Origin of the sequence: Bacteriovorax sp. BSW11_IV (genome assembly GCF_000447755.1) — a bacterium.
In the GTDB taxonomy this organism is placed as follows: Bacteria; Bdellovibrionota; Bacteriovoracia; order Bacteriovoracales; family Bacteriovoracaceae; genus BSW11-IV.
Genome location: NZ_AUNE01000043.1, coordinates 64,393 through 83,630, shown reverse-complemented (window position 1 = coordinate 83,630; position 19,238 = coordinate 64,393). Strand labels below are relative to the sequence as shown.

The 19,238-nt window shown below is 36.4% G+C and carries 23 protein-coding genes; 6 read left to right on the top strand and 17 right to left on the bottom strand.

All coding sequences use genetic code 11. The annotated features are described in order from the left end of the window. Positions 1-16: 16 nt before the first annotated feature. Positions 17-166 carry a hypothetical protein gene (locus M899_RS18420; RefSeq protein ID WP_021271685.1) on the top strand — a complete coding sequence of 50 codons (150 nt, stop codon included), beginning with the start codon at positions 17-19 and terminating at the stop codon, positions 164-166. 30 nt (positions 167-196) lie between these two features. On the opposite strand, the gene M899_RS11670 is transcribed toward M899_RS18420, so the two are convergent. From M899_RS11670 to M899_RS11660, 3 genes are all read right to left on the bottom strand, one after another. Then, entirely contained in the window at positions 197-472 is a 276-nt protein-coding gene (locus M899_RS11670; RefSeq protein WP_021271608.1) for an HPF/RaiA family ribosome-associated protein, read from the bottom strand. Between the two features lie 81 nt (positions 473-553). Further along, on the bottom strand, positions 554-937 hold the full coding sequence (locus tag M899_RS11665; protein WP_021271603.1) for a nuclear transport factor 2 family protein: 384 nt from the start codon (positions 935-937) through the stop codon (positions 554-556). Further along, entirely contained in the window at positions 930-1,361 is a 432-nt protein-coding gene (locus tag M899_RS11660) for a MauE/DoxX family redox-associated membrane protein (RefSeq protein ID WP_021271644.1), read from the bottom strand. The genes M899_RS11665 and M899_RS11660 overlap by 8 nt, the downstream gene beginning before the upstream one ends. A gap of 87 nt (positions 1,362-1,448) precedes the next feature. On the opposite strand from M899_RS11660, the gene M899_RS11655 reads away from it, so the two are divergent. Continuing rightward, on the top strand, positions 1,449-2,348 hold the full coding sequence (locus M899_RS11655) for a LysR family transcriptional regulator (protein WP_021271648.1): 900 nt from the start codon (positions 1,449-1,451) through the stop codon (positions 2,346-2,348). A 21-nt stretch (positions 2,349-2,369) separates the two neighbouring features. Here the strand turns inward: M899_RS11655 and M899_RS11650 are convergent, their stop codons facing one another. The 3 genes from M899_RS11650 to M899_RS11640 form a co-directional block, all read right to left on the bottom strand. Next, positions 2,370-2,762, bottom strand: a complete 393-nt coding sequence (locus tag M899_RS11650) for a nucleoside triphosphate pyrophosphohydrolase family protein (RefSeq protein WP_021271670.1) — start codon at positions 2,760-2,762, stop codon at positions 2,370-2,372. A gap of 289 nt (positions 2,763-3,051) precedes the next feature. Next, on the bottom strand, positions 3,052-4,380 hold the full coding sequence (locus M899_RS11645; protein ID WP_021271595.1) for an MBL fold metallo-hydrolase: 1,329 nt from the start codon (positions 4,378-4,380) through the stop codon (positions 3,052-3,054). Between the two features lie 19 nt (positions 4,381-4,399). Next, on the bottom strand, positions 4,400-5,236 hold the full coding sequence (locus tag M899_RS11640; protein ID WP_021271627.1) for a restriction endonuclease: 837 nt from the start codon (positions 5,234-5,236) through the stop codon (positions 4,400-4,402). Between the two features lie 86 nt (positions 5,237-5,322). Between M899_RS11640 and M899_RS11635 the strand changes: the two genes are divergently transcribed. Together M899_RS11635 and M899_RS17825 are read left to right on the top strand one after the other, a co-directional pair. Beyond that, on the top strand, positions 5,323-6,078 hold the full coding sequence (locus tag M899_RS11635) for a slipin family protein (protein WP_021271658.1): 756 nt from the start codon (positions 5,323-5,325) through the stop codon (positions 6,076-6,078). Continuing rightward, entirely contained in the window at positions 6,078-6,560 is a 483-nt protein-coding gene (locus M899_RS17825) for a hypothetical protein (RefSeq protein WP_021271620.1), read from the top strand. The genes M899_RS11635 and M899_RS17825 overlap by 1 nt, the downstream gene beginning before the upstream one ends. Before the next feature lie 41 nt (positions 6,561-6,601). Here M899_RS17825 and M899_RS11625 read toward each other — a convergent pair whose 3' ends face one another. Next, the gene (locus tag M899_RS11625; RefSeq protein ID WP_021271652.1) at positions 6,602-7,081 is read right to left on the bottom strand and encodes a hypothetical protein; all 480 of its coding nucleotides are present in this window, start codon (positions 7,079-7,081) and stop codon (positions 6,602-6,604) included. Positions 7,082-7,238: 157 nt separating this feature from the next. Between M899_RS11625 and M899_RS11620 the strand changes: the two genes are divergently transcribed. After that, positions 7,239-8,060, top strand: coding sequence for a TIGR02147 family protein (locus M899_RS11620; protein WP_021271693.1), 822 nt, complete (start codon positions 7,239-7,241; stop codon positions 8,058-8,060). Here M899_RS11620 and M899_RS11615 read toward each other — a convergent pair. Genes M899_RS11615 through M899_RS11605 form a run of 3 tightly spaced genes read right to left on the bottom strand, consistent with a single transcriptional unit; the run spans position 8,057 to position 11,039 of the window. Continuing rightward, positions 8,057-8,608 (bottom strand): DUF2799 domain-containing protein, encoded by a 552-nt coding sequence (locus tag M899_RS11615; RefSeq protein WP_021271687.1) that lies wholly within the window; start codon positions 8,606-8,608, stop codon positions 8,057-8,059. The genes M899_RS11620 and M899_RS11615 overlap by 4 nt on opposite strands. 15 nt (positions 8,609-8,623) lie before the next feature. Then, entirely contained in the window at positions 8,624-9,769 is a 1,146-nt protein-coding gene (locus M899_RS11610) for a DNA alkylation repair protein (RefSeq protein WP_021271681.1), read from the bottom strand. After that, a complete protein-coding gene (locus M899_RS11605) occupies positions 9,756-11,039 on the bottom strand; it encodes an aldo/keto reductase (RefSeq protein WP_021271656.1) in 1,284 nt (427 codons plus the stop codon). Before M899_RS11605 ends, M899_RS11610 begins: the two co-directional genes overlap by 14 nt. A gap of 186 nt (positions 11,040-11,225) precedes the next feature. On the opposite strand from M899_RS11605, the gene M899_RS18580 reads away from it, so the two are divergent. After that, positions 11,226-11,636 (top strand): RNA recognition motif domain-containing protein, encoded by a 411-nt coding sequence (locus M899_RS18580; protein WP_021271657.1) that lies wholly within the window; start codon positions 11,226-11,228, stop codon positions 11,634-11,636. Between the two features lie 30 nt (positions 11,637-11,666). Here M899_RS18580 and M899_RS11595 read toward each other — a convergent pair whose 3' ends face one another. From M899_RS11595 to M899_RS11565, 7 genes are all read right to left on the bottom strand, one after another. Then, positions 11,667-12,875 (bottom strand): hypothetical protein, encoded by a 1,209-nt coding sequence (locus M899_RS11595; protein ID WP_021271592.1) that lies wholly within the window; start codon positions 12,873-12,875, stop codon positions 11,667-11,669. Positions 12,876-12,978: 103 nt separating this feature from the next. Continuing rightward, positions 12,979-13,731: a DUF3050 domain-containing protein gene (locus M899_RS11590; protein WP_021271605.1), complete on the bottom strand. Its 753-nt coding sequence runs from the start codon at positions 13,729-13,731 to the stop codon at positions 12,979-12,981. A 52-nt stretch (positions 13,732-13,783) separates the two neighbouring features. Further along, positions 13,784-15,562, bottom strand: coding sequence for a hypothetical protein (locus M899_RS11585; RefSeq protein ID WP_021271637.1), 1,779 nt, complete (start codon positions 15,560-15,562; stop codon positions 13,784-13,786). Between the two features lie 156 nt (positions 15,563-15,718). Then, entirely contained in the window at positions 15,719-16,141 is a 423-nt protein-coding gene (locus M899_RS11580; protein WP_021271671.1) for a hypothetical protein, read from the bottom strand. Between the two features lie 82 nt (positions 16,142-16,223). Further along, positions 16,224-17,414: a tRNA nucleotidyltransferase/poly(A) polymerase gene (locus tag M899_RS11575; RefSeq protein ID WP_021271585.1), complete on the bottom strand. Its 1,191-nt coding sequence runs from the start codon at positions 17,412-17,414 to the stop codon at positions 16,224-16,226. A gap of 16 nt (positions 17,415-17,430) precedes the next feature. Then, on the bottom strand, positions 17,431-18,330 hold the full coding sequence (locus M899_RS11570) for a LysR family transcriptional regulator (protein ID WP_021271662.1): 900 nt from the start codon (positions 18,328-18,330) through the stop codon (positions 17,431-17,433). A gap of 88 nt (positions 18,331-18,418) precedes the next feature. After that, on the bottom strand, positions 18,419-19,204 hold the full coding sequence (locus M899_RS11565; protein ID WP_021271618.1) for a lipoprotein: 786 nt from the start codon (positions 19,202-19,204) through the stop codon (positions 18,419-18,421). Between the last annotated feature and the right edge of the window lie 34 nt (positions 19,205-19,238).

The following is a 19,238-nucleotide window of genomic DNA, read 5'->3' as shown; positions in this document are numbered from 1 at the left end:
TTATTGGGAGAATAAAATGAGTCAAAGAATTAATCTAAGTTATGTTTTTAATATTGCCTTAACGCTTACGAAGCAGGGCCATGTCACTGCTGAAGAAATTGGATGGCTAAGAAAAGAAATGAACAAATGGTTCACAGGACTTTTCACTTTCAAGTCTCTCTTCTAAAAAAGGGCCTTTATTAGGCCCTTCATTTTTTTAAGCTTTCACTTTTACTAACTGCGCTTTCATTTTTTCCGTGGCAAGATCTATTACTTTGTAGAGGTTTTCACCTTGTGCCTTCGCAAAGAGTACTGGTCCATGATAACCACTGACTCTTACTTCAGAACACAAATCTTCTTTTTCTTTCCAAAACAACCATTGAATGTTCAGCTTCTTGCTAAAAAGACGTTGAAATTTTTCTGACTTTCGCTCAATTCTCTCTAACACTTCAGGTCCACTCTTAACGTTTTTGAAAGTTGTTTGAATACTCATAAAAAGTCTCCTTTTCTTATGGTGTGAAACCATTATGGCAAAGGAGACTGTTAAGAAGGTTCTAGCTTTGTAAAATCTTTGTCAACTTAGACATGACCATAATACTTGAGTATCGGTGTACTGCCAAAAAGACTGAACTTTATCATCTTTTATTTTAAAAACATGGACAGTCTGAGCATGAGTTTTCTTGCCGTTATGAGACTCAACATCATAAGTTCCTTCAACGACAACATTGTCCATACCCTCGAAGATTGTATGTTTAGAAAAAGAAAAACTTTTCCATCTCTTTCTATTGGCCTCATAGACATTATCAAGCACACTTTGAATTCCTCTATGCACACCACCACCTGGAAAACCTGGGCACTGATGCCAACTAATATCTTCATGACAAATTTTTTCAAGGGCCCCCATGTCCTCTACAGAAAAAGAATCATATAACTTCTCAATCATTTGAATTTTATTCATGGGAATGATCTCCTAAAATTTGTTGTAAACCGAAATTGTCAAATTTGCTAAGAAGTAAACCAAGACAACAAAGGGCCGCATATAAATAATTATCTGATGCCACATCAAACTTATGAATAAAAACCATTCCAAAGGCAAAACTTATTAGCATCAACCCAGAGGCCACCCATGCTTCTTTTAGACGAATGCCACTAATGAGCCAAAAAGCAAGTATGAACTCCAAAAACATCACCACACTCGCATGCACCTTGACCATAAACATAGGCAACATAGATTTTTCAAACAGAGAACTGTAGTAAGCAATAGTTCCTGAAACTCCGCCAGAAACTTTAATAAGGGCAGCTCCAAGAAATAATGAGGCCACAATAACTCTGAGTAATACTGATACAACTTTTAAATTTTTCTTGTCTAATAAATCATTCATTTGAACTCCTTGATGATTTTATTTGCTCATTTTAATGTGTTCATATATGTTATGGAATGTGTTTATTTCAAAAGGAGCTTTGCATTTATGAACAACGATCTTAACTGGGAAGACCTTAAATTCTTCTTGGCCCTGGCCAAATATGGCAAGCTCCAACAAGCGGCAAAAGCATTACAAAGTAATCACACTACAGTTTATCGCCGAATAAAAAGCTTTGAAGAAAAATCCAATAAAAAATTTTTCAACAGCACTCCTGGCGGTTATATCTTGACAACAATTGGTGAAAAATTTTTACAAGAAATACTAGATTTAGAAGAGAGAATGGATGGTATTAACCGTTACCTTGATGGTATTGATGACTCTCTACACGGCAATATAACACTTACAACGACATCATCAATGGCCATGAGTGTGATACCGAAAATTTTAGCAAATTTAAAATCAGCGGCCCCTGATCTCATGATAGATCTCAAAGTGAGTGCCGGTTTTTTTAACTTAACAAAAAGAGAGGCAGATATTGCGATTAGGCCTTGCTTAACTCCTCCAGAACATTTAATAGGGAAAAATTTAGGAAAAGTTCAATTTGCCCTTTTCGCAAGTGAAGATTACTTGAAACACTCACCTGCAAGTACAAAAATACTCGATAACCTGGCACGACATCAGCTCCTATGTCTTGACCATAATTTCTCCCATCTCCTGTCAAAGCAGTGGTTTGATAAATTAATTGTGGAACAAAAAAATATCTACTACGTAGATGATCTGACCGTTATGGCACGCTTATGTGCAGAAGGACTGGGTCTGGCCGTTCTTCCAACTTATTTCACAAGTGTCTATCCAAATCTTAAACAAGTACTCAGGCCAAAAGAATTCATTGGTAGCCACTTATGGCTTCTTACCCATAAAGATATTAGTAAAACGCAGAAAATTAAGTTTTGTATGGATTTTCTCGCACGAGAATTGAAGAAAAATATGAAGCTCATAAACTAGCTATGAGCTTCAATAAAAAGATTAGTTGAATTTTTGACCTTCAAGAATTTCTCTTTCTTTATCTAGGTCTCTTTTCTCGGCCTTTTCTTCAGAGAACTTTTCTCCATAACGGGCCTTTAGTTTCGTAATATTTCTATCCATTACAGATTCAAATTCAATTCCAAGTTCATCAGCAAGAATGGCCATATACCAAAATAGATCCCCAAGCTCTTCAGCAAGGTTTACCTTATCAAGTTCTTTACCATAGAAAATATGCTTTTTAAGAGCGTCTAGAACCTCTCCGGCCTCTGTTGAGATTCCAATACCGGCATGAAGTAGTCTCTTTGTACCATCATTCATTAAACGCTCATTCATGGCCTCAAAATTTGTGGCCTCAGTTTTGATTGCGTCTTTAATGTAATTTTTTGAATCCATAAGCTCCCCCGTTTGAAATTGAATCTATTTCTAGCATAAAAAAGGCCAGCTTGAAAAGCTGGCCCTTTTTCTAAACTAACCTAATAAGCGAGGGACGAAGGACTTTATTATGGGAGAGAGAAAATCAGAAACACGCATGACAAGTACCTATGGGTTGGGATGGTCTAGTTGTACTTTGGGAATGTCATACCTTCGCCCCTTTCTTGTATTTCATTAAAACAAAGTTTTTAAAGAAATCAGTCATCCCTTTGTCAATTAATTGTCAATTCACACAACGACACGTCGCGCACTACAAAGACTGACTTTTCCCCTCTGCATTAATTTCGACTATACTCTCCAAATTTGAAGACAAGAACTCTTTAAATGGCCCTAAACTCTCTGGTTCACCATGAACAAGAAAGATTTTATGTGGATTTTTACTGGCCGTTTGAACCCAGTCCAAAAGTTGCTCTTTATCTGCATGGGCCGATAAAGATTCAAGCATTGAAACTTTGGCCCTAATCTTTTGTCGATGACCATTGATACGAATTTCGCGAGCTCCTTCTAAAAGCTCACGTCCAATAGTCCCTTTGCCTTGATATCCTGTCAGAAGAATGGTGGTACTTTCATATTTCCCCAATCTCTCGACATGGTTCATGATGCGACCACCGCTAATCATTCCACTTGAAGCGATGATTATTTTAGGGCCTGTCATCTTATGCATTTTTTCAGTCTCTTTAGAGAATTCTAATATTTTTGCGCTCTCTAAATAAGTGAGAAACTCTTTTTCCGTAGGCCTTAACAAGTAATGAAAATCTTTATAAACTTTTGTCATGGCACTTCCCATAGGACTATCTACAAAAGCGGCAATTTTTAACTCAGGATAAATTGTAAAGACTTCATGTAAATAGGCCAAGAACAATTGTAATCTAGCAAGGGCAAAGACCGGCACAAGCAAAGTTCCACCATTGGCAATGACTTCTTTTAACTCACTTGCAATATGATTGATGGTATTTTCTTTGCTGTGAATACGATCTCCATACGTCGACTCAAGAACAAGATAGTCTGTTTGAATAAGTGGCGCAGGTGAAGGCATTAACATATCATAAGGCTGCCCAATATCACCTGAAAAAGTCAGTGACTTTCCTTCAAGTTCAACTCTTAAAAATGCGGCCCCCAAGACGTGTCCTGCGGTATGGAAAGAAAACGTCAAATGCTCACAATGATAAGTTTTATCAAAATCACAGGTATCGAAAAAATCAAGCGTTCTTAAGACGTCTTCTTCTTCGTAGAGAAGATGCTTCTTCGTTTGTGACTCTTTGGCCTCATACTCTTGAATTTTTGCTGAATCTAGGAGAATAATTTCGGCAAGTGAACGTGTGGCCTTAGTACAATAGATTTTTCCGTGAAAGCCACTTTTAACTAGAACTGGCAAATAACCGCAGTGATCAAGGTGGGCATGAGTAAGAAAAATTGCCTTTATCTCATGGGCCTTAAAAGGCAGAACATCCTCATTTTTTTTCTCGACCCCTTCTCCTTGAAATAAACCAGAATCCACTAAAAAATTAAGCCCCTTACTCGTTAGTAAGTGTTTTGAACCAGTCACAACACCGGCGGCACCATATGAAGTTAATTCCATACCATCTCCAATCCTATCATTAGGCCAACAATTGGTTGATCTCATCGATCACCACTTTAATTTCACTCTTATCAAGTCCGTATTCTGCAAGAACTCTCTTGCGCTTTTTCAATTGGCGAATGACAATAATCTTGCGATGAATAAGGTCTCTTGCGATGCTTTTTTTCAAACTTCTTAAACAAGTAACAGGATAAGTACGATACTTGCTAATACTTTCTATTAAATTAAATTCGTGAGGGTGATTCATCGATATCAGGATTAATCCAACACCTTCAGCATAAGCAATGGCATCTTTAGAAAAATAAGTATTTGTAATAATCATGTATTTATCGAAATTCAAAGAATGAACATTATTCTTAATGTCTAAAGAGCGTGCATAGATATAAAGTGCTGTCTTTATATCATTTTTGTGCGCCCGAGAATTATGATACTTACACTCGGCCATCACAGTTAAATCGGGCCTTACTCCAATGACATCAACTTCATGCTTAACGAACTCCCCTTCCACTATAACCCCGACTTTTACATCGAAGCCTTTCATGCGTAAAAGTTCTGCGCACAGCATTTCAAAAGGGAAACCCGTTGGTCCTAATTCCTCAACACCCCTTTTGATATGATAATTGGCCGCAGCAATTTTAGACTTCTTATGCAAAAGCCTATAGGCCATATTGTGGAGCTTTTTCGTTGTAAAGTTATTCTCTAAGCGATCTTCCAAACTTCCGTAAACATCATCGCAGACATGCTTTGGCGCTCCCGATAGCTCAAGACTTCGCTTTAATTTTTTGGGATCAAATTTCTCGAAATGCTTTTGCCTTTTTTGCAGCCACAAGTTGCGAGGAGCTTTTCTTTTAGTCACAAATATTCCTTAAAAAAAAATTATCCTGTTTATTTTGCCAAAAAGTTTTCCATCGGGATAGAATTATCGCAGTTAAAGGAGCTTTTATGGAAAAACTTATGACGATGTTACCGTTTCTCTTCATTATTATTATTTTAATCGCCAACACAATCAAAATTCTCACTGAATATGAAAGAGCGGTGGTCTTTCGCCTAGGGCGCTTAACAGGAATAAGAGGACCGGGCCTAATCATTCTCATTCCTGGTATTGAGAAGATGAGAAGAATAGATTTAAGAACAGTTACAATGGATATCCCTTCGCAGGATATTATTTCTAAAGATAACGTGACTTTGAAAGTTAACGGAGTCGTTTACTTTAGAGTTGAAGACCCAGAAAAGGCCATTATCGCCATCGAGGATTACTGGGCCGCGACTGCACAAATCGCACAAACAACTCTTCGCTCTGTTATTGGCCAATTCGAACTTGATGAGATTCTTTCACAAAGAGATAAAATCAATTCAAAACTTCAAGTCATTCTTGACGAACAGACAGAACCATGGGGTATCAAAGTTACTGCAGTAGAAGTTAAGGCAATTGATCTACCCATTGAAATGCAAAGAGCAATGGCAAAACAGGCCGAAGCAGAAAGAGACAAAAGAGCAAAAGTTATTTCTGCTCAAGGTGAATTAGAAGCATCATACAAATTAGCAGAGGCCGCAAAGATACTAAATGAGCAACAAAATGCCATCACTCTTCGCTACCTTGATACAATGAGAGAGATCTCTGCAGGAGATGGTAAGACAACTACTTTCTTCCCACTACCTGTTGATTTCTTAACTGGAATTCTTAACAACAAAAAGTAATGAAAAAAATACTTTTAAGGCCCTTTTCTAATAAAAAAGGGCCTACGATTTACTTTGATATTGATCTTGGTCATGAATTAATCTCTTGCCACTATGAGATCATTTGTGATGACGAACTCATTATCCCTCCACCAATTTCAAATCCAATTGCAACAGACAACTTATGGCAACATACGTGTTTTGAGCTCTTTTGTAAGAAAAAGGGATCTGATGAATATCTCGAATTTAATTTCTCTCCGTCGGGAGAATGGAATTGTTATGAGTTCTCTTCTTATCGCGAGGGAATGAAAACCATTCACTTGAGCTCGACACCCAATAGTGAATACAACAATCATATTTTTAAAGTTACTTTTAGTATGCCTGAAGGGAAAGAAGAATTTTTAGAAGTATTACACCCATGTGCTGTTATCGAGTGCGAGAAAGAGAAATATTACCTTTCAAATGAACATCTAGCAGATCGACCAGACTTTCATAGATTTTGAACGAGGCAGAAAACCATCCACGTCCTCTGCCTCATCAAAACCTACTTACACACACCACTGGAAGAGATATCAACAACTTTGAGATTATCCAGTGTAGGCTTTATCGAATCTTCACTTTCGAATTTAATTTTAATTTTTTCTAGAGAAAGAGACTTTCTCACAAGATTAGAAGAACCTTCTACAACTGGTCTTTCTAATTTAATTTCAAGATCCATTTGGAATTCTTTTACTCCCAAACCTTTCTTTGCAATCTTGCTACTTACTTTGAAGTTTTTAAGAACAACTTCTTTCCCAAAATTAAGAGCATCACCACACTGGTTAACGAGAGTATCAATAATAAGATCACGAAGCTGACAGTAAATTTCTTCACTCACTCCGAAATTACCAAGATTGTAAACGACTTGAGAATCGCCATAGATACCAGAAGTATTGGCACAATTATACACGACCTGGCTGTCGGCCTTGACGTTTTGAACAGTAAAATTTAAGGTAAAAAGCACTGCTAAAATTAGCCTAATCATAGTAATTCCCCCTCTTTAGAGAAGCTAGTTGTAGAATGGGACACCCATCTTTGCAAGGCCCTTGAAAAATGTTTAGGGTAAAATCCCTTCACAGAAAATGTGAAAAAAAGCTAAGGCGGCATAACTATGATCCGATAAGAGTCTAAACAGGTGAAAAATGGACCAAAAAGAAATAAATATTCTCAACTACTCCGATTATCGTGAATTTCTCAAAGACAAATTTGAGGAAAAGAAGTCGCAATCAGGTAATTGGTCTTATGGAATGTGGGCCAAACAATTAGGCCTAAACTCTGTTTCAGCAGTTACGATGATCATCAATGGGCAGCGCCATGCTGGAAAAGGCATCATTGATAAATTGTGCAAATACTACAACTTTAATGAAAAAGAAGAGCGATACTTTAGAGAGCTTGTAAAAATTCAAAAATCTGCAAAAGATGACCCCTCTTATGTTGTTTTAATGCTTGAGCAATCACAAGAGATTAAAGACCTAAAAGGAATCACTGAAGATAAGATCGATCTTATCTTTAACTGGGCCTCATATGCTTTAAGAGAGATGACTCAGCTTAAGGATTTTAAAAACGATCCTGAATGGATGGCGCAAAGACTAAAGAGTAAAATTACACCTGAGCTTGCATTGAAAATTGTCGAGCAAATGAAAAAAGAAGGTGTCATTGAAGAAACAGAAAATGGCCTAGCTCCTCTTGGTACCATTGTTCCAAAAACAGAAATCAATCGCACTCATGCAAGGCAATATCATCATGATCTTTTAGAGAGTTCAAAAGATGCTTTTGAGTTACCTATTGATCAAAGGGCCTTTCATGCTTCAACTTTAACAGTAGATAAAACTCAGCTTGCGCAGATGAAAGAATTTATTCGTGATTTTCAAATTAAATTCAGTGAAAAATTTGAAGTGAATCCTGGAGATGAAGTCTTTCAACTCAACCTCCAGTTTTTTCCACTGACTAAGAAAATAGATTAGAAGTAATCTACTAAATTTTCTAGCTTACGACCTGACTTAACAGTAAGAAGAACAAGTTTATTTTTTAATTGTGATCTTTTATATTTTAAAATTTTTATCTCTTTTCTTAGAGTTTGCTTGTTACTTGCAAAACCATTTGAATTGGCACCTTCTAGATCAACCTTTAAGCGCTCAATTTCAACACTAATACGTTCAATTTCTTTTGAAATATTATGGATCTCAAATCCTAATTGATACTCAGTATTGAATTTTTTATTGGTACAAACGTTATTATACTCTTGTCCAGAATACCCTAAATCGAAGGCCTTATCAGGATTGCAGAAAAAGCGCAAACCTTTATCATAACCCCTTCTGTATAATTTGGTATCAAGACTAATACCATATTCAGAACACGAGTTAATGTGTGAGTGAATAACATCTACTTTTTCGCCTTTGTGACCATCGGCAAGTCCAATTTCTTCCCATTGACCTTCTTTACAAGCAGATTCAGATAAAGAAGCACAACCAGTTAAAAGAGAGAAAGATAAGAGTGCAATATATAACTTCAAGAATCTCTCCTTGTTCTATTTTTTCAAACGCAAATCAAAGGTCAGTTTATCATATGACCGACCGTTAACTACAAGTTCAATATGGTGAGCTCCCTCGTAGTATGTGCGTGTAGTAATAGGTTTAATCGATATCTTTTTTGTAACAAAAGTGAGCTCATTTGGCCTCAAAAGAAGTTCTTTTAACCTGAAGACTTTTTGCGAATATTCTCCATTTTTTCGCGGCAAATGAAGAACATAATCAATCAATGCTGTCTCAGAACTACTCTCATTTAATACAATTGAGAACTCGAGGTTTAACTCTCCTCCTAGCACTAAAGAGGATTTATCTAAACTCGCTTTAGATACTGTGAGAGCAATATTTTGCTTATGCCCGATAATGGCAAGTGCCCTTACATGTCCTTTTTTTAAAAGAGTTCTTAGACCATGACGGATTAACTTTTTACGTTCAATTGATGATGATATCCAATGCTGTTCACAAAATGAAATCACCTTATCTGAATCAATTTTTGAGAGGTCATTGAGATGATTCGAAACACTTTTTCGAACATACTCAGAAGGATCATTAAGAAGTCTTTCTAAAAATTGCAGATGAAAATCAACATTTTGACTTAAGGCCAAAACTTTTCGTGCCCACGGCAATGAAGGTCTTGTCCCCTCACTAACAAGGCGACGCACATGATGATTTTCATCATCAATCCACGACAATAATAAAGTCATGGTTTCTTCATAATCGTTATGCAAAAATTCTCGGATGGCAAATTCACTTGTAAAACGAGAGGTCATCTCTTTAAGAGCATCTAGAGATAGATCAAAGAATGCGAGACCATTTTTTTCGATAAAGTGAGTGTAGGGCCACACGAGAAATCCACTTATCCCAAATGACTTAGTTGCATCTTTACCAGTCCAATTATTATCAATGTGATCCTCTTCATTTTTAAGAGTGGCCACTAATGTTGAAACTTGTTTTCCAAAGTCTCCAGAAACATATAAAGAGATGGCCTCACTAATAGTGACCACCCTCTCTTTAAGTTCTTTTGTTGAAATATCTTGGAGACAGTATTTTAGAAAGGCCTTTCTATCAAATTTACTATCAACAAATAAAAGATGATCGGCCATTAAAGAAATAGAATTAACGTTAAAAACTTCTTTAAACGGTTCCATTAAAATACTCTTTTAACTGCATTACATAGTCGGGCTTTTTCATTCCCACAAGAACGTAATCAATGCCACTTTGTAGGTAGAAATCAATGGCCAATTTAGTTAATGAAGCCTCTGGAGCATTTGGTAAAAGTCCCATATTTACGGCCTGAGTACGAAATTCATTTGCAAGCTCAGTCATATTGCCACGAGATAATCTCTCGTTAAGTTCAAATAATTTATAAAATGGAGCCGAATCATTGGCATCAAGACCTTCTCCACCCCAAATTCTAGCAATCAATGGAAAAAGGTGTCCAAAATAGACTTGCTCCACAGCATCTGGAGATTGTAAATCAGGCCATAGCTGAATGAACTGCTTGATCAAAGGGATGTCATAAACAGATTCTTCTTCATCAAATTCCGACATCTTCTTTTCAACAAGCTCTAGGCAGTAGTGAACGTGCTCTCCAACTTCTTCTTTTGTGGGAATTGGATAGAAACTATCATAACCAGCAAGTCTGATAAGCTTGTCGTCTTTAAAGGCATTAAATGGTCTGTTGCCAACTAAGATTAATCCTTCTTCTTTGGCCAATTCAATAACTGAACTTAAATCTTGAAATCTCTCTAGGGCGCCAATTTCAATGAGGTTAAAAGGAAATTGGATCATCTTAAAATGCTTGGCCTTAATCCTACGGGCGATCTCCAAAATTGTTTGTAGATTAACATAAGTCTTATCTTCTGGAGAAAGGGCAAGTCCATTAGAACTAATGCCGTAGGCCCCAATTTCACCCTTTTCAACTTTTGATTCTAAGAAAATAAAGGCCTTTTCAATTCTGGCATAGAATTCTTTATCACTAAGGTTCTCATCATCTTGCATAAAGTAATATTCAGGATTGTGAAGAAGGTAAAAATCAATTGAGGCACCTTCTAATCGTTCGCGACTTAAATCAATTTGAGATTGAAGAAATTCTGGATGAATACTGTGCCAAAGATCGTCGTTAATTTTAACAAGGCCATCCAAGGCCAATCCATCAGCATTAAGAGCACCCATTAGCTTAATGCAATCTCCTTGAACATAGCCCCCTTTAGTAATGATGACAGGATTATATTCAGGATGTTCTTTTAGAACTTTCCCAATAAGTTTTTCAGACTCTCCATTTGTATAATTTGCAGAGGTATCAATAAGGTCTAAACCATTTTTAAGGGCGATCACTAATGAATCATAATGCTCTTTTGAGCGAACGCTCATACGATATGTTCCCATCCCTACAGATGAATTTGCTCTGACCTTCAAGGTCTCCCCCTTTATAAGTTTTATTTGTTTATCATATCACAAATGGCATGAATTGACGGTTGGAATAATCCCAAAATGGTAAAAATGGATGATTTTACAGGCGTTTTTACTTGGCGCACAAATAAAAGAGTGACAAAAAGAGAAATTCAAGTATAAGCAATCAGAAACAAATTTTAAGAGGTCATTATGACAAACGATAAAGATAAGCTGCCAAAGAGCACGTTCTTACAAAAGAAGATTAAATTAGAAAATAAAAAGAAATTCTTAAAAGAAGATCGTGATTTTGAAAAAGAAGAAAAGAAAGACACAAAAGTTCAATACGATAAAAGAGATGTGACAATTTACGTTGCGAATCTCAACTACAAAAGAGACGAAGACGGAATCAAAAGACTGTTTTCACCTTTTGGAAAAGTAAAAGACGTTTATATCCTTACTGATAAAAAAACGAAGCTTAAAACAGGTGTTGCATTCGTTAGAATGTTCAACAAAGACGAGGCCAAGGAAGCAATAAAAAAACTGAATGGCAAAGAAGTTGACGGCAGAAGTTTGAAAGTAAGTATAGCAGAAGATAATAAAGACATTAAGTCGAAGAAATAAAAAGGCCGGGTTAAAATCCCGGCCTTCTTTTTATAATTCAGTTTCGAATGGATTCACCATTTGTTCAACAAGTTCTGACTTCATAAAGTCGTTACCAACTAAATCAAAGTGAGCATAAAGAGCGCCCTCTGTTAGCGACTGCTCTTCATAGTAAGACTTCATAAATTTAGTTACCATATCTTTAATTGTTGCAGATACTGGCACAAAGCTGATTCCAAGTTGTCCCAGTTGAAGAATCGTTCTTAATCTTTTAACTTTTTTAGGAGCATCATAGCTGTAACTAATCGCTGGCATAGAGTTAAGCATAGATTCCTTATTAACAAGATTCACAATAACAGATTCATCTTTGTAAACTGCCTCTTGGAACGCGTAATTGATTCTCTCTCCTGTAGAAGTGTATCTGAACTTGTTATTTCTAAGAACTGTAGAACCTGCTCTAAACTCACCAAAGAATTTATTCACTCCATACTTTTCCCAGTCAGCTTTTGCAGCTTTTGATTCCCAAATAGCAAACCATGGAATTCTTGATTCATAGATTGAAGAGTAGGCCAAATCAACCTCGGAATTTGTCATACCAATTTCTTTAGCATCAATTCTTTCAAAGTAGTGAAGGAGCATGTTTTGGTGATAGACACGACGATTTGCAATAAGTTTTTCAGATTCCTTTAGAATATAAGCAACTGTATTAAGAACAGGAATACTGCTTAATTTCTTTCTAGCAAAGTCTAAGGCCCAAACAAGAACTTGGTAAGTCACATTTCTTTGGTAGAAAAAAACCGGATTATCAAGACGTGCTACAACCGTAGGGTTAAAAGCGGCCAGAACTTCTGTAATTCTCTTTTCAAAACCATTAATAACTTCATTAACTGCTGGATCTTGCAGCATAGCTTTAAGATCAATATTTTGAAGCTGCTTCATAGCAAGGATCGTTTTTTCAACTTCTTCAGAGTTTACAAGTCCCATCTCCATTGCGTTTTCAGTAAGTAGAGACTCAACTTCATAGTCATAATCACCTTTTTGCGCCATTAGGTCTTTTTCGGCCTCAAGTGCCTCAGTGATATATTCAACGTACGGCCAAATAGAAAATGTTCTAGATAAAGAGGCATCTCTGATCTCTACAACTTTCCCGTCATCATTTCTTACAACTTGAAATCTTTTATTGAAGTTTTGATTAGTGGCAAATGAGCTAACGCTCATAATGATAGAAGTAAGCACTAACCCAATCATTGGTAGTCTCATTATTTCCTCCGTGAAATTTTGATCTAACAATTATCTTAAACTAAAAGAGTGATATTAAAAGATGTGTAAGAAAAGAAAAGAATGACCGAGTACTGCACTCGGTCTAAGAGAATTGTACCTTATTTTGTGTTTGGATGAATTTTTGAACTTCATCCCAAAGGGCATATCTTAACTCAAGAGATTTTAAACCCGCTTTTAGGGCCTCTTCTTCTTTTGTCTCGTCACCATTGCAAAGAGCATCTAAGCACTTTTTAGCGAGAATTGAATGTTCTCCCCCATCAAGTTCAATATGACGTACGAAATAATATTCTAAGGCCTTAGTTTGAACATTTGCGGCCCTAAATTTTTCAATGATCGCCGTAAACATATCTGGAATCAGTTTTTCTCGCCCATAGAAAAAAGCAGCGGCCACTTCATGAGCACCACCATTTGTTGCCAAGTCTAAATTAAAGCGAACAAAATTTCTAACTGCAGGAGTCAGTGTATCGAAGTCCAATGATTTCATAAAATCAAAAACGAATGAAGTATCTAGGCCAACTTCCTCCATGGCATCAATATACATGGTGAAGTGATCTTTAGGGTTTCCATCAAAATCTAAATCACTTTCTTCACCAAGCACAATTTCATTGATCATACGAACAACTTCTTTCGGATATGGGCTTGGACGCCATGGAAGTTCAACGCAAGTGATCGTTCTTTGAAGTGACTTTAATAGCGACATGAAGTCCCATACGGCGAATACGTGTGACTTCATAAATATTTGTAGTGTATCCATATCATTCACGAGGGAATAGACTGGATGGTAAGACAATTCTTTGTGTGAGTGAGCAAGCTGCTCTTTTAATTGAGTAGTCATGAAAGAAATTTAGCAAAAAAATGGAGCTTTGAATAGACTATGTAAAAAGGTGTTAACTCTCTTCTTCAGATGAACTTGAGTCATCTTCAACTTCTTCAGAATCGATTTTCTCTTGTAATTTCTCTGCGTTAAGCTTCATAAATTCTTCGAGTTCCTTCTCGGCAAGCTCAGTTTCTTTCAATTGGAAAATGGCGTTCACAAAACGTCTAATTTCTTCGATATCTTCCACGTCAACGCCATGAATCAAACCTTTGTAAAGATTTTTACCACTCTCTCTTTGGTACTTCTTCCCGTCAATAGGTATGAGGCGAAAATAAAAGTTCCCTGGCCCAACAAAACGATATGTCTGGAGTTCTAATTCTTTATCAGTTGAAAAGCTAATTGTAGTTTCAGACAATGATCGCAATTGAACCTTATGCTCTAGAGAAATAACACTTTGAGGATTTGTTTTTTTGACAAAAAAGCGCGGCTCTTGAAGATCAGACTCCGTCCACTTTCCATACTTGGCCGGATCTTTTTTTCTTAGCTCTAAAAGCTTATCTTTAATGAGTCGCTTTTCTCTTTCCTCATGTTTTGTCTCATAAAGCTCGGCCATCTTTACAACAAGATTCAAATCTAGTGTCGTGCTATTGGCCATTAGAAGTGGGTAGCGAAAGCTATCTTGAATTGCTTTAGATGAATAAGTCTTACAATTAAATACAATCACAAAAGGTTGATAATCAGGAGTTGATTTTACCTTTTTAATAATGATCTCTAGTTGTTCTATTTGAGATTCCGTTCCCATAGTTGTAACGACATCAGGGTCTGGGAAATTATAAACGATTATATGAGGAAGAAGTTGATCAATTTCTTTGGCCTCTGAGGTCACTTTATCTAAGCAACGAATCGTATAGGGAAAGCGATCCACAGGCTCTTCTTCTTTATTCATAAAGCCCATTGTGAAATCAACAATCATAATCTTCGTCTTTTTTGGAGAAGAAGAGTAAATACTATCTTGTAGCCACTTCTTATATTTTCTTTTAACAAGCTTCAACTCATCCGCGTAGCCTACGCTTTTTAATTCAATATCTTTTTCGTAGCTTGCACGCTTTTGATCGCGCTCCATGGGGTCTTTGATATTTTTGATCTCTTCTAAAACTTCTTCAGGAATCTCTGGCGGATCTAAAAACACCATTTCAAGATCGTAAGAATTTTTGAAATCGTAATATAAATTCTTATCAGACTTTGCCCTGAGCTTAAATTTTTTAGAAGGAACAAGATGTTTATCAATTTGAGTGTTAAATACCGCTGTATCACCAATTTCTAAATTACAATTTCCTTCGGCGTGAATATAGTCTGGGCCAAAAAATCCCAAACGCATATCTTCTTGGACCGTATAGGGTCTATTAAGCTTTGCAACGGCGAACTCATGCTTGGCCGCACTCTCTGGATATAAAAGATTGATTGGGTGATGAACGACACCAAAAGTTTCGTGAGATTTCACAAAGTAAAAATCAGCATTCGAAGACCATGCTAAAGGGATTTTAGAAACATTATCAACTAGTGCAACAACACATGCACCAGTGAGACGATTCATTCGTTTTAGCATTTGGATAATTAACTTTTGAGAAGCTTCATTTGTAGAGAGATCAACGTAAATAATATGGGCACCGCGATTAAGGATATCCACATAGACAGTATGATATTTTTTAGAATTGGCATTAAAAACCGTTTCGCAGACGAATTCAAACTGCGGATAAGATTTTTCAAATTGTGACTGCAATTGAACAAAAAAACCCCTATCACTGCCACAATAAGTTATGTACTTTTTTTTATCAGTAGCCTCGGCCATTAAGTTCCCAATATTAAAAAATTTTAAGCATACCTACTTAAAACTATTATTAACTATCAATCAGATAATAAAAATGGGGCCAATAATTCCCACAGCTTATTGAATGCTTAATAGACATCATATTAAATTATGACTAAGAATTGAGGCAATTTAAAGTTAATTTTCAAAGTTATCGTAAGTTTGTTCGAAACGATCATCGAGATCTTTTGTGAAATAGCGGCGAACAAAATACTGACCAGAGCGGATGATCTCGATAAATGCGTACTCTTCGAGCTTTCTTAAGGCCACATGAATATCTTCAATAGGCAGTGCTAGAAAGTTTGCCATCTCTGTATGGGATAAAAGCTGAGAAATGCCATGCTTTTTAAAAATATTATTTGAGGCCCAAACTTTGCGATATAGATACATAAGCACAAGAGTTTCTGAGCGCGATAATTTATAGCGGACAAGAATATCGTCAAAAAATATATCGGGAATTTCACTAAAAGAAGGTGAGTAAACCTTAGGGTTCTGGTCACTACTTTTCTCTCTAGCGAGCTTAGAGCGGTGACCTGCAAGTATAGATTGTAAATCAACCACGACGGCCTCCTGAATTGAGGTTTTTAAACATACCTCAACTCCATTGTTACATTTAAGCACAAAATGGGCCACTTGATTTTATTTAGGTAATAATTGCCCCTGAACGAAGTAAGAGATAACTTCTGAGCAAATGACGTTCTGAATGTTCGACTTCAATGTGTATCTCGCCAATATCTCCAAGTGAAACTTTCTTATCAACTAAACTCATCGCAAGTTCAGCTGATTCCGGATAGGCGTCTATAAAATTTACGACAGAATGAGCAAAGAGAAAATCCGGAAGATTTTTTACCTGTTGAAAATCTTGAGTTTTTATTAACTCTAGAAATTCTTCATCTAATCTCTTTAGACTAATCATAAAAGTATAGAGAGACTGAGCAATCTTCTTTTTTATACCAAAAATCGCGGCCTGTTCTTGAATTTCTTCTTTTGTAATATGACCTTGATAAGAACTTTGCATGAATATTTCAATTTCATTTTTCGCAGATTTAAACTTCACATTTCCAAGATAACAAAGTGACGCCATAGTCTTAGATAAAATAAGTTCGAACTTATTCACATAGTGAAAGAACTCATTGAAAAAAAGAAGACTATTTGATTTTTTATTTTCTGAAAATAAATAGTACGTACTAAGACCGATGAGATTCATAGAACGAAACGAAGCGACCAACGCATTTGAAAGTTCAAATTGCAGTTTTAAGTGAAAGCGTATGGCCCTCAAAAACCGAACAGGGTCTTTAGTAAAATCATCACTGCAATAATGAAGACGCTTATTAGCAATATCATTTAATCCATTAAAAGGATCAACGACATTCCACGACTGAGGAGCTTCACCTCTAATTTCTAACCCAATTGCATTACATGTAAAATCACGTCGCTTAAAGGCCTTATCATAGGAGTGATCAGAGCTAAAAACACAATCGAAATTGGAATGTCCATGCTCATCGGCCCTGAAAATCTCAAGCCTTGGCGAGGAGAATTCTAATTCACATGAGGTCAATTTAATTTTATAGACGTTATAGGCAAGCTTTTCTACAGGAAATTTCTTAGATAGTTCTTGGAAAAAGTTATTGAGAAAATATTCCCACTTCTCCCCTTCTATAGAATCTTTGTGACGAATTTCAAAATCCAGATCATTGGAAAGCGACTCATTCATAATAAAATCTCGAGTCGCACCACCAATTAATGTCACATGAAATGAGTGTTGGAATAATTCGCGCAATACGGCCCAAACGTCACTTGAGAAATGCTTGGGCAATTGGGCCAATGTACTCATAGGAGAAACCTCTTAATTATAGAAGAGGGTTATTTTCGCTTGTAAGTCTCTTCAATGTTTCTGTGATTCTCTTCAATTCTAAAGCATCTTTGTGATAAACAATATAAAATTTTCCATTAGATACTTCGAAAGTTCCACCTAAAGTTCCGATTCTGTCACGATAATATGACCTTTTAAGAACGTGATTAGGAACAACAGCAACACCAAGCCCTTGCTCTACGGCCTGAAGCATATTTCCGTGTGAATTCACAATAAAACGAGCAATAGTCTTCTTAGGTACTTTGCCGTAGCGTTCGCGGCACCACTTTAGAAAAAGATGATCTTCTTCCTGGAAAAGAATTGTTGGAAGCTCTGAGAGCTCTTCAATTGTCATTTCTTCGTGGATATTAAAGTTGTGTTGCTTTGGAAACACAAGACTGATCTTTTCTTCTGATAGAAAAACTTTTTCACCAACACTCGGAAGAGCATCCTCCGGTAAAATAAGAAAATCTAATCTATAATTTTCAAATTCTCTAACGAGATCTTCTTGAAAACCAAGGTGAACTGAAACAGTTAGGTCTGGGTTATTTTTTGAAAGTTCAAGAAATTCAGGGGCCAACCAAGACTTACCAACACCAATAAGAGTACCGATACGAACCTTACCAGACATCGAATCTTTGTCGTGTTGAATTTCTTCAAGGGTATCATCTAGGTTTGTTAAAAAGCCGGCAGCAAGAGAAAATAGTTTTTCCCCTTCTGGTGTTAAGACAACTTTTTTTCCAGAGCGCTTGAAAAGTTTAACTTCAATTTTATTTTCCAGGTTTTTAATTGACTGGGAAATAGCAGATTGAGTAACATTCAAATCCTCAGCGGCCTTTGAAAAGCTTTTTGCTCGGGCAACGGCCACAAGTGTCTGTAATTGGCTAGTTTCGATCATATTTCATCCAAAAAATAGTTATAGAAGGCATTAGTCTTAACTTATACTTCTAAATTCTCTTTGAGTCCATAGATAAGAAACAATTACCCTACATTTCACTCAACATATCTTGATAGGCGCTTTCAAGTTCTGTTTTAGTTTTAAAGCGGCCCCTATAGAGCATCGAGATATACAGAGCATCTACATATGAAATAACACTGCTCCCCTCAATATCCTCGCCTTTTTTGAGGTATTTCCCGTGGAAAGAATAGTGCATAACTGATTTTTCATCATAATCACTAAGAGTGGCCTCATACTGAGAAACTTCTCCTAAAATTTGCTGAGAACAATCATCTTCATCTAGGTGAAAATCACTACACATCTGCTTGATCATCTTAGGTTCAAAAATGCCACCGCTTCTTGAGTTTTGATGCTCATGCCCTAATCCCAAAAGATGACCAAACTCATGAAGAACAACTCTTCTATCTGCTCTGACGTCCCCTGTAACAGCTGGCAAAGTCATCGAGGCCCTAAGACCCCCAACTCTTTGACCAATGACACTTTGATTGGCATTTCCAAAAAATGAAACTTTGGCCGAACTTTTAAGGAGGTGTGATTTTTTGAGAACTTCTAGTTTTTCTAAATCTTCGTAGTCATGAAATTTAAAATCTATATTGGCAAACTTTGACCACAAAACAGCGCTCTCTTTCACGCTTTGTCTTTGTTCGTCTTTCCCGTCCATGAAAACAACATCAATGGTCTTTATCTTCCACTTATGTTTTGCGTAAACAACAGCTTCCCCAATAAGAAAGCTGTTGTTTTGAACAGAAGGTAAATTTGTTTTAGCGCAACTTACAAATAGTAAAGAAGCAAAAATCCAAAATAGTTTTTTCAAATATATTTCCTTGATCTTTAAAATACTTTAAAAA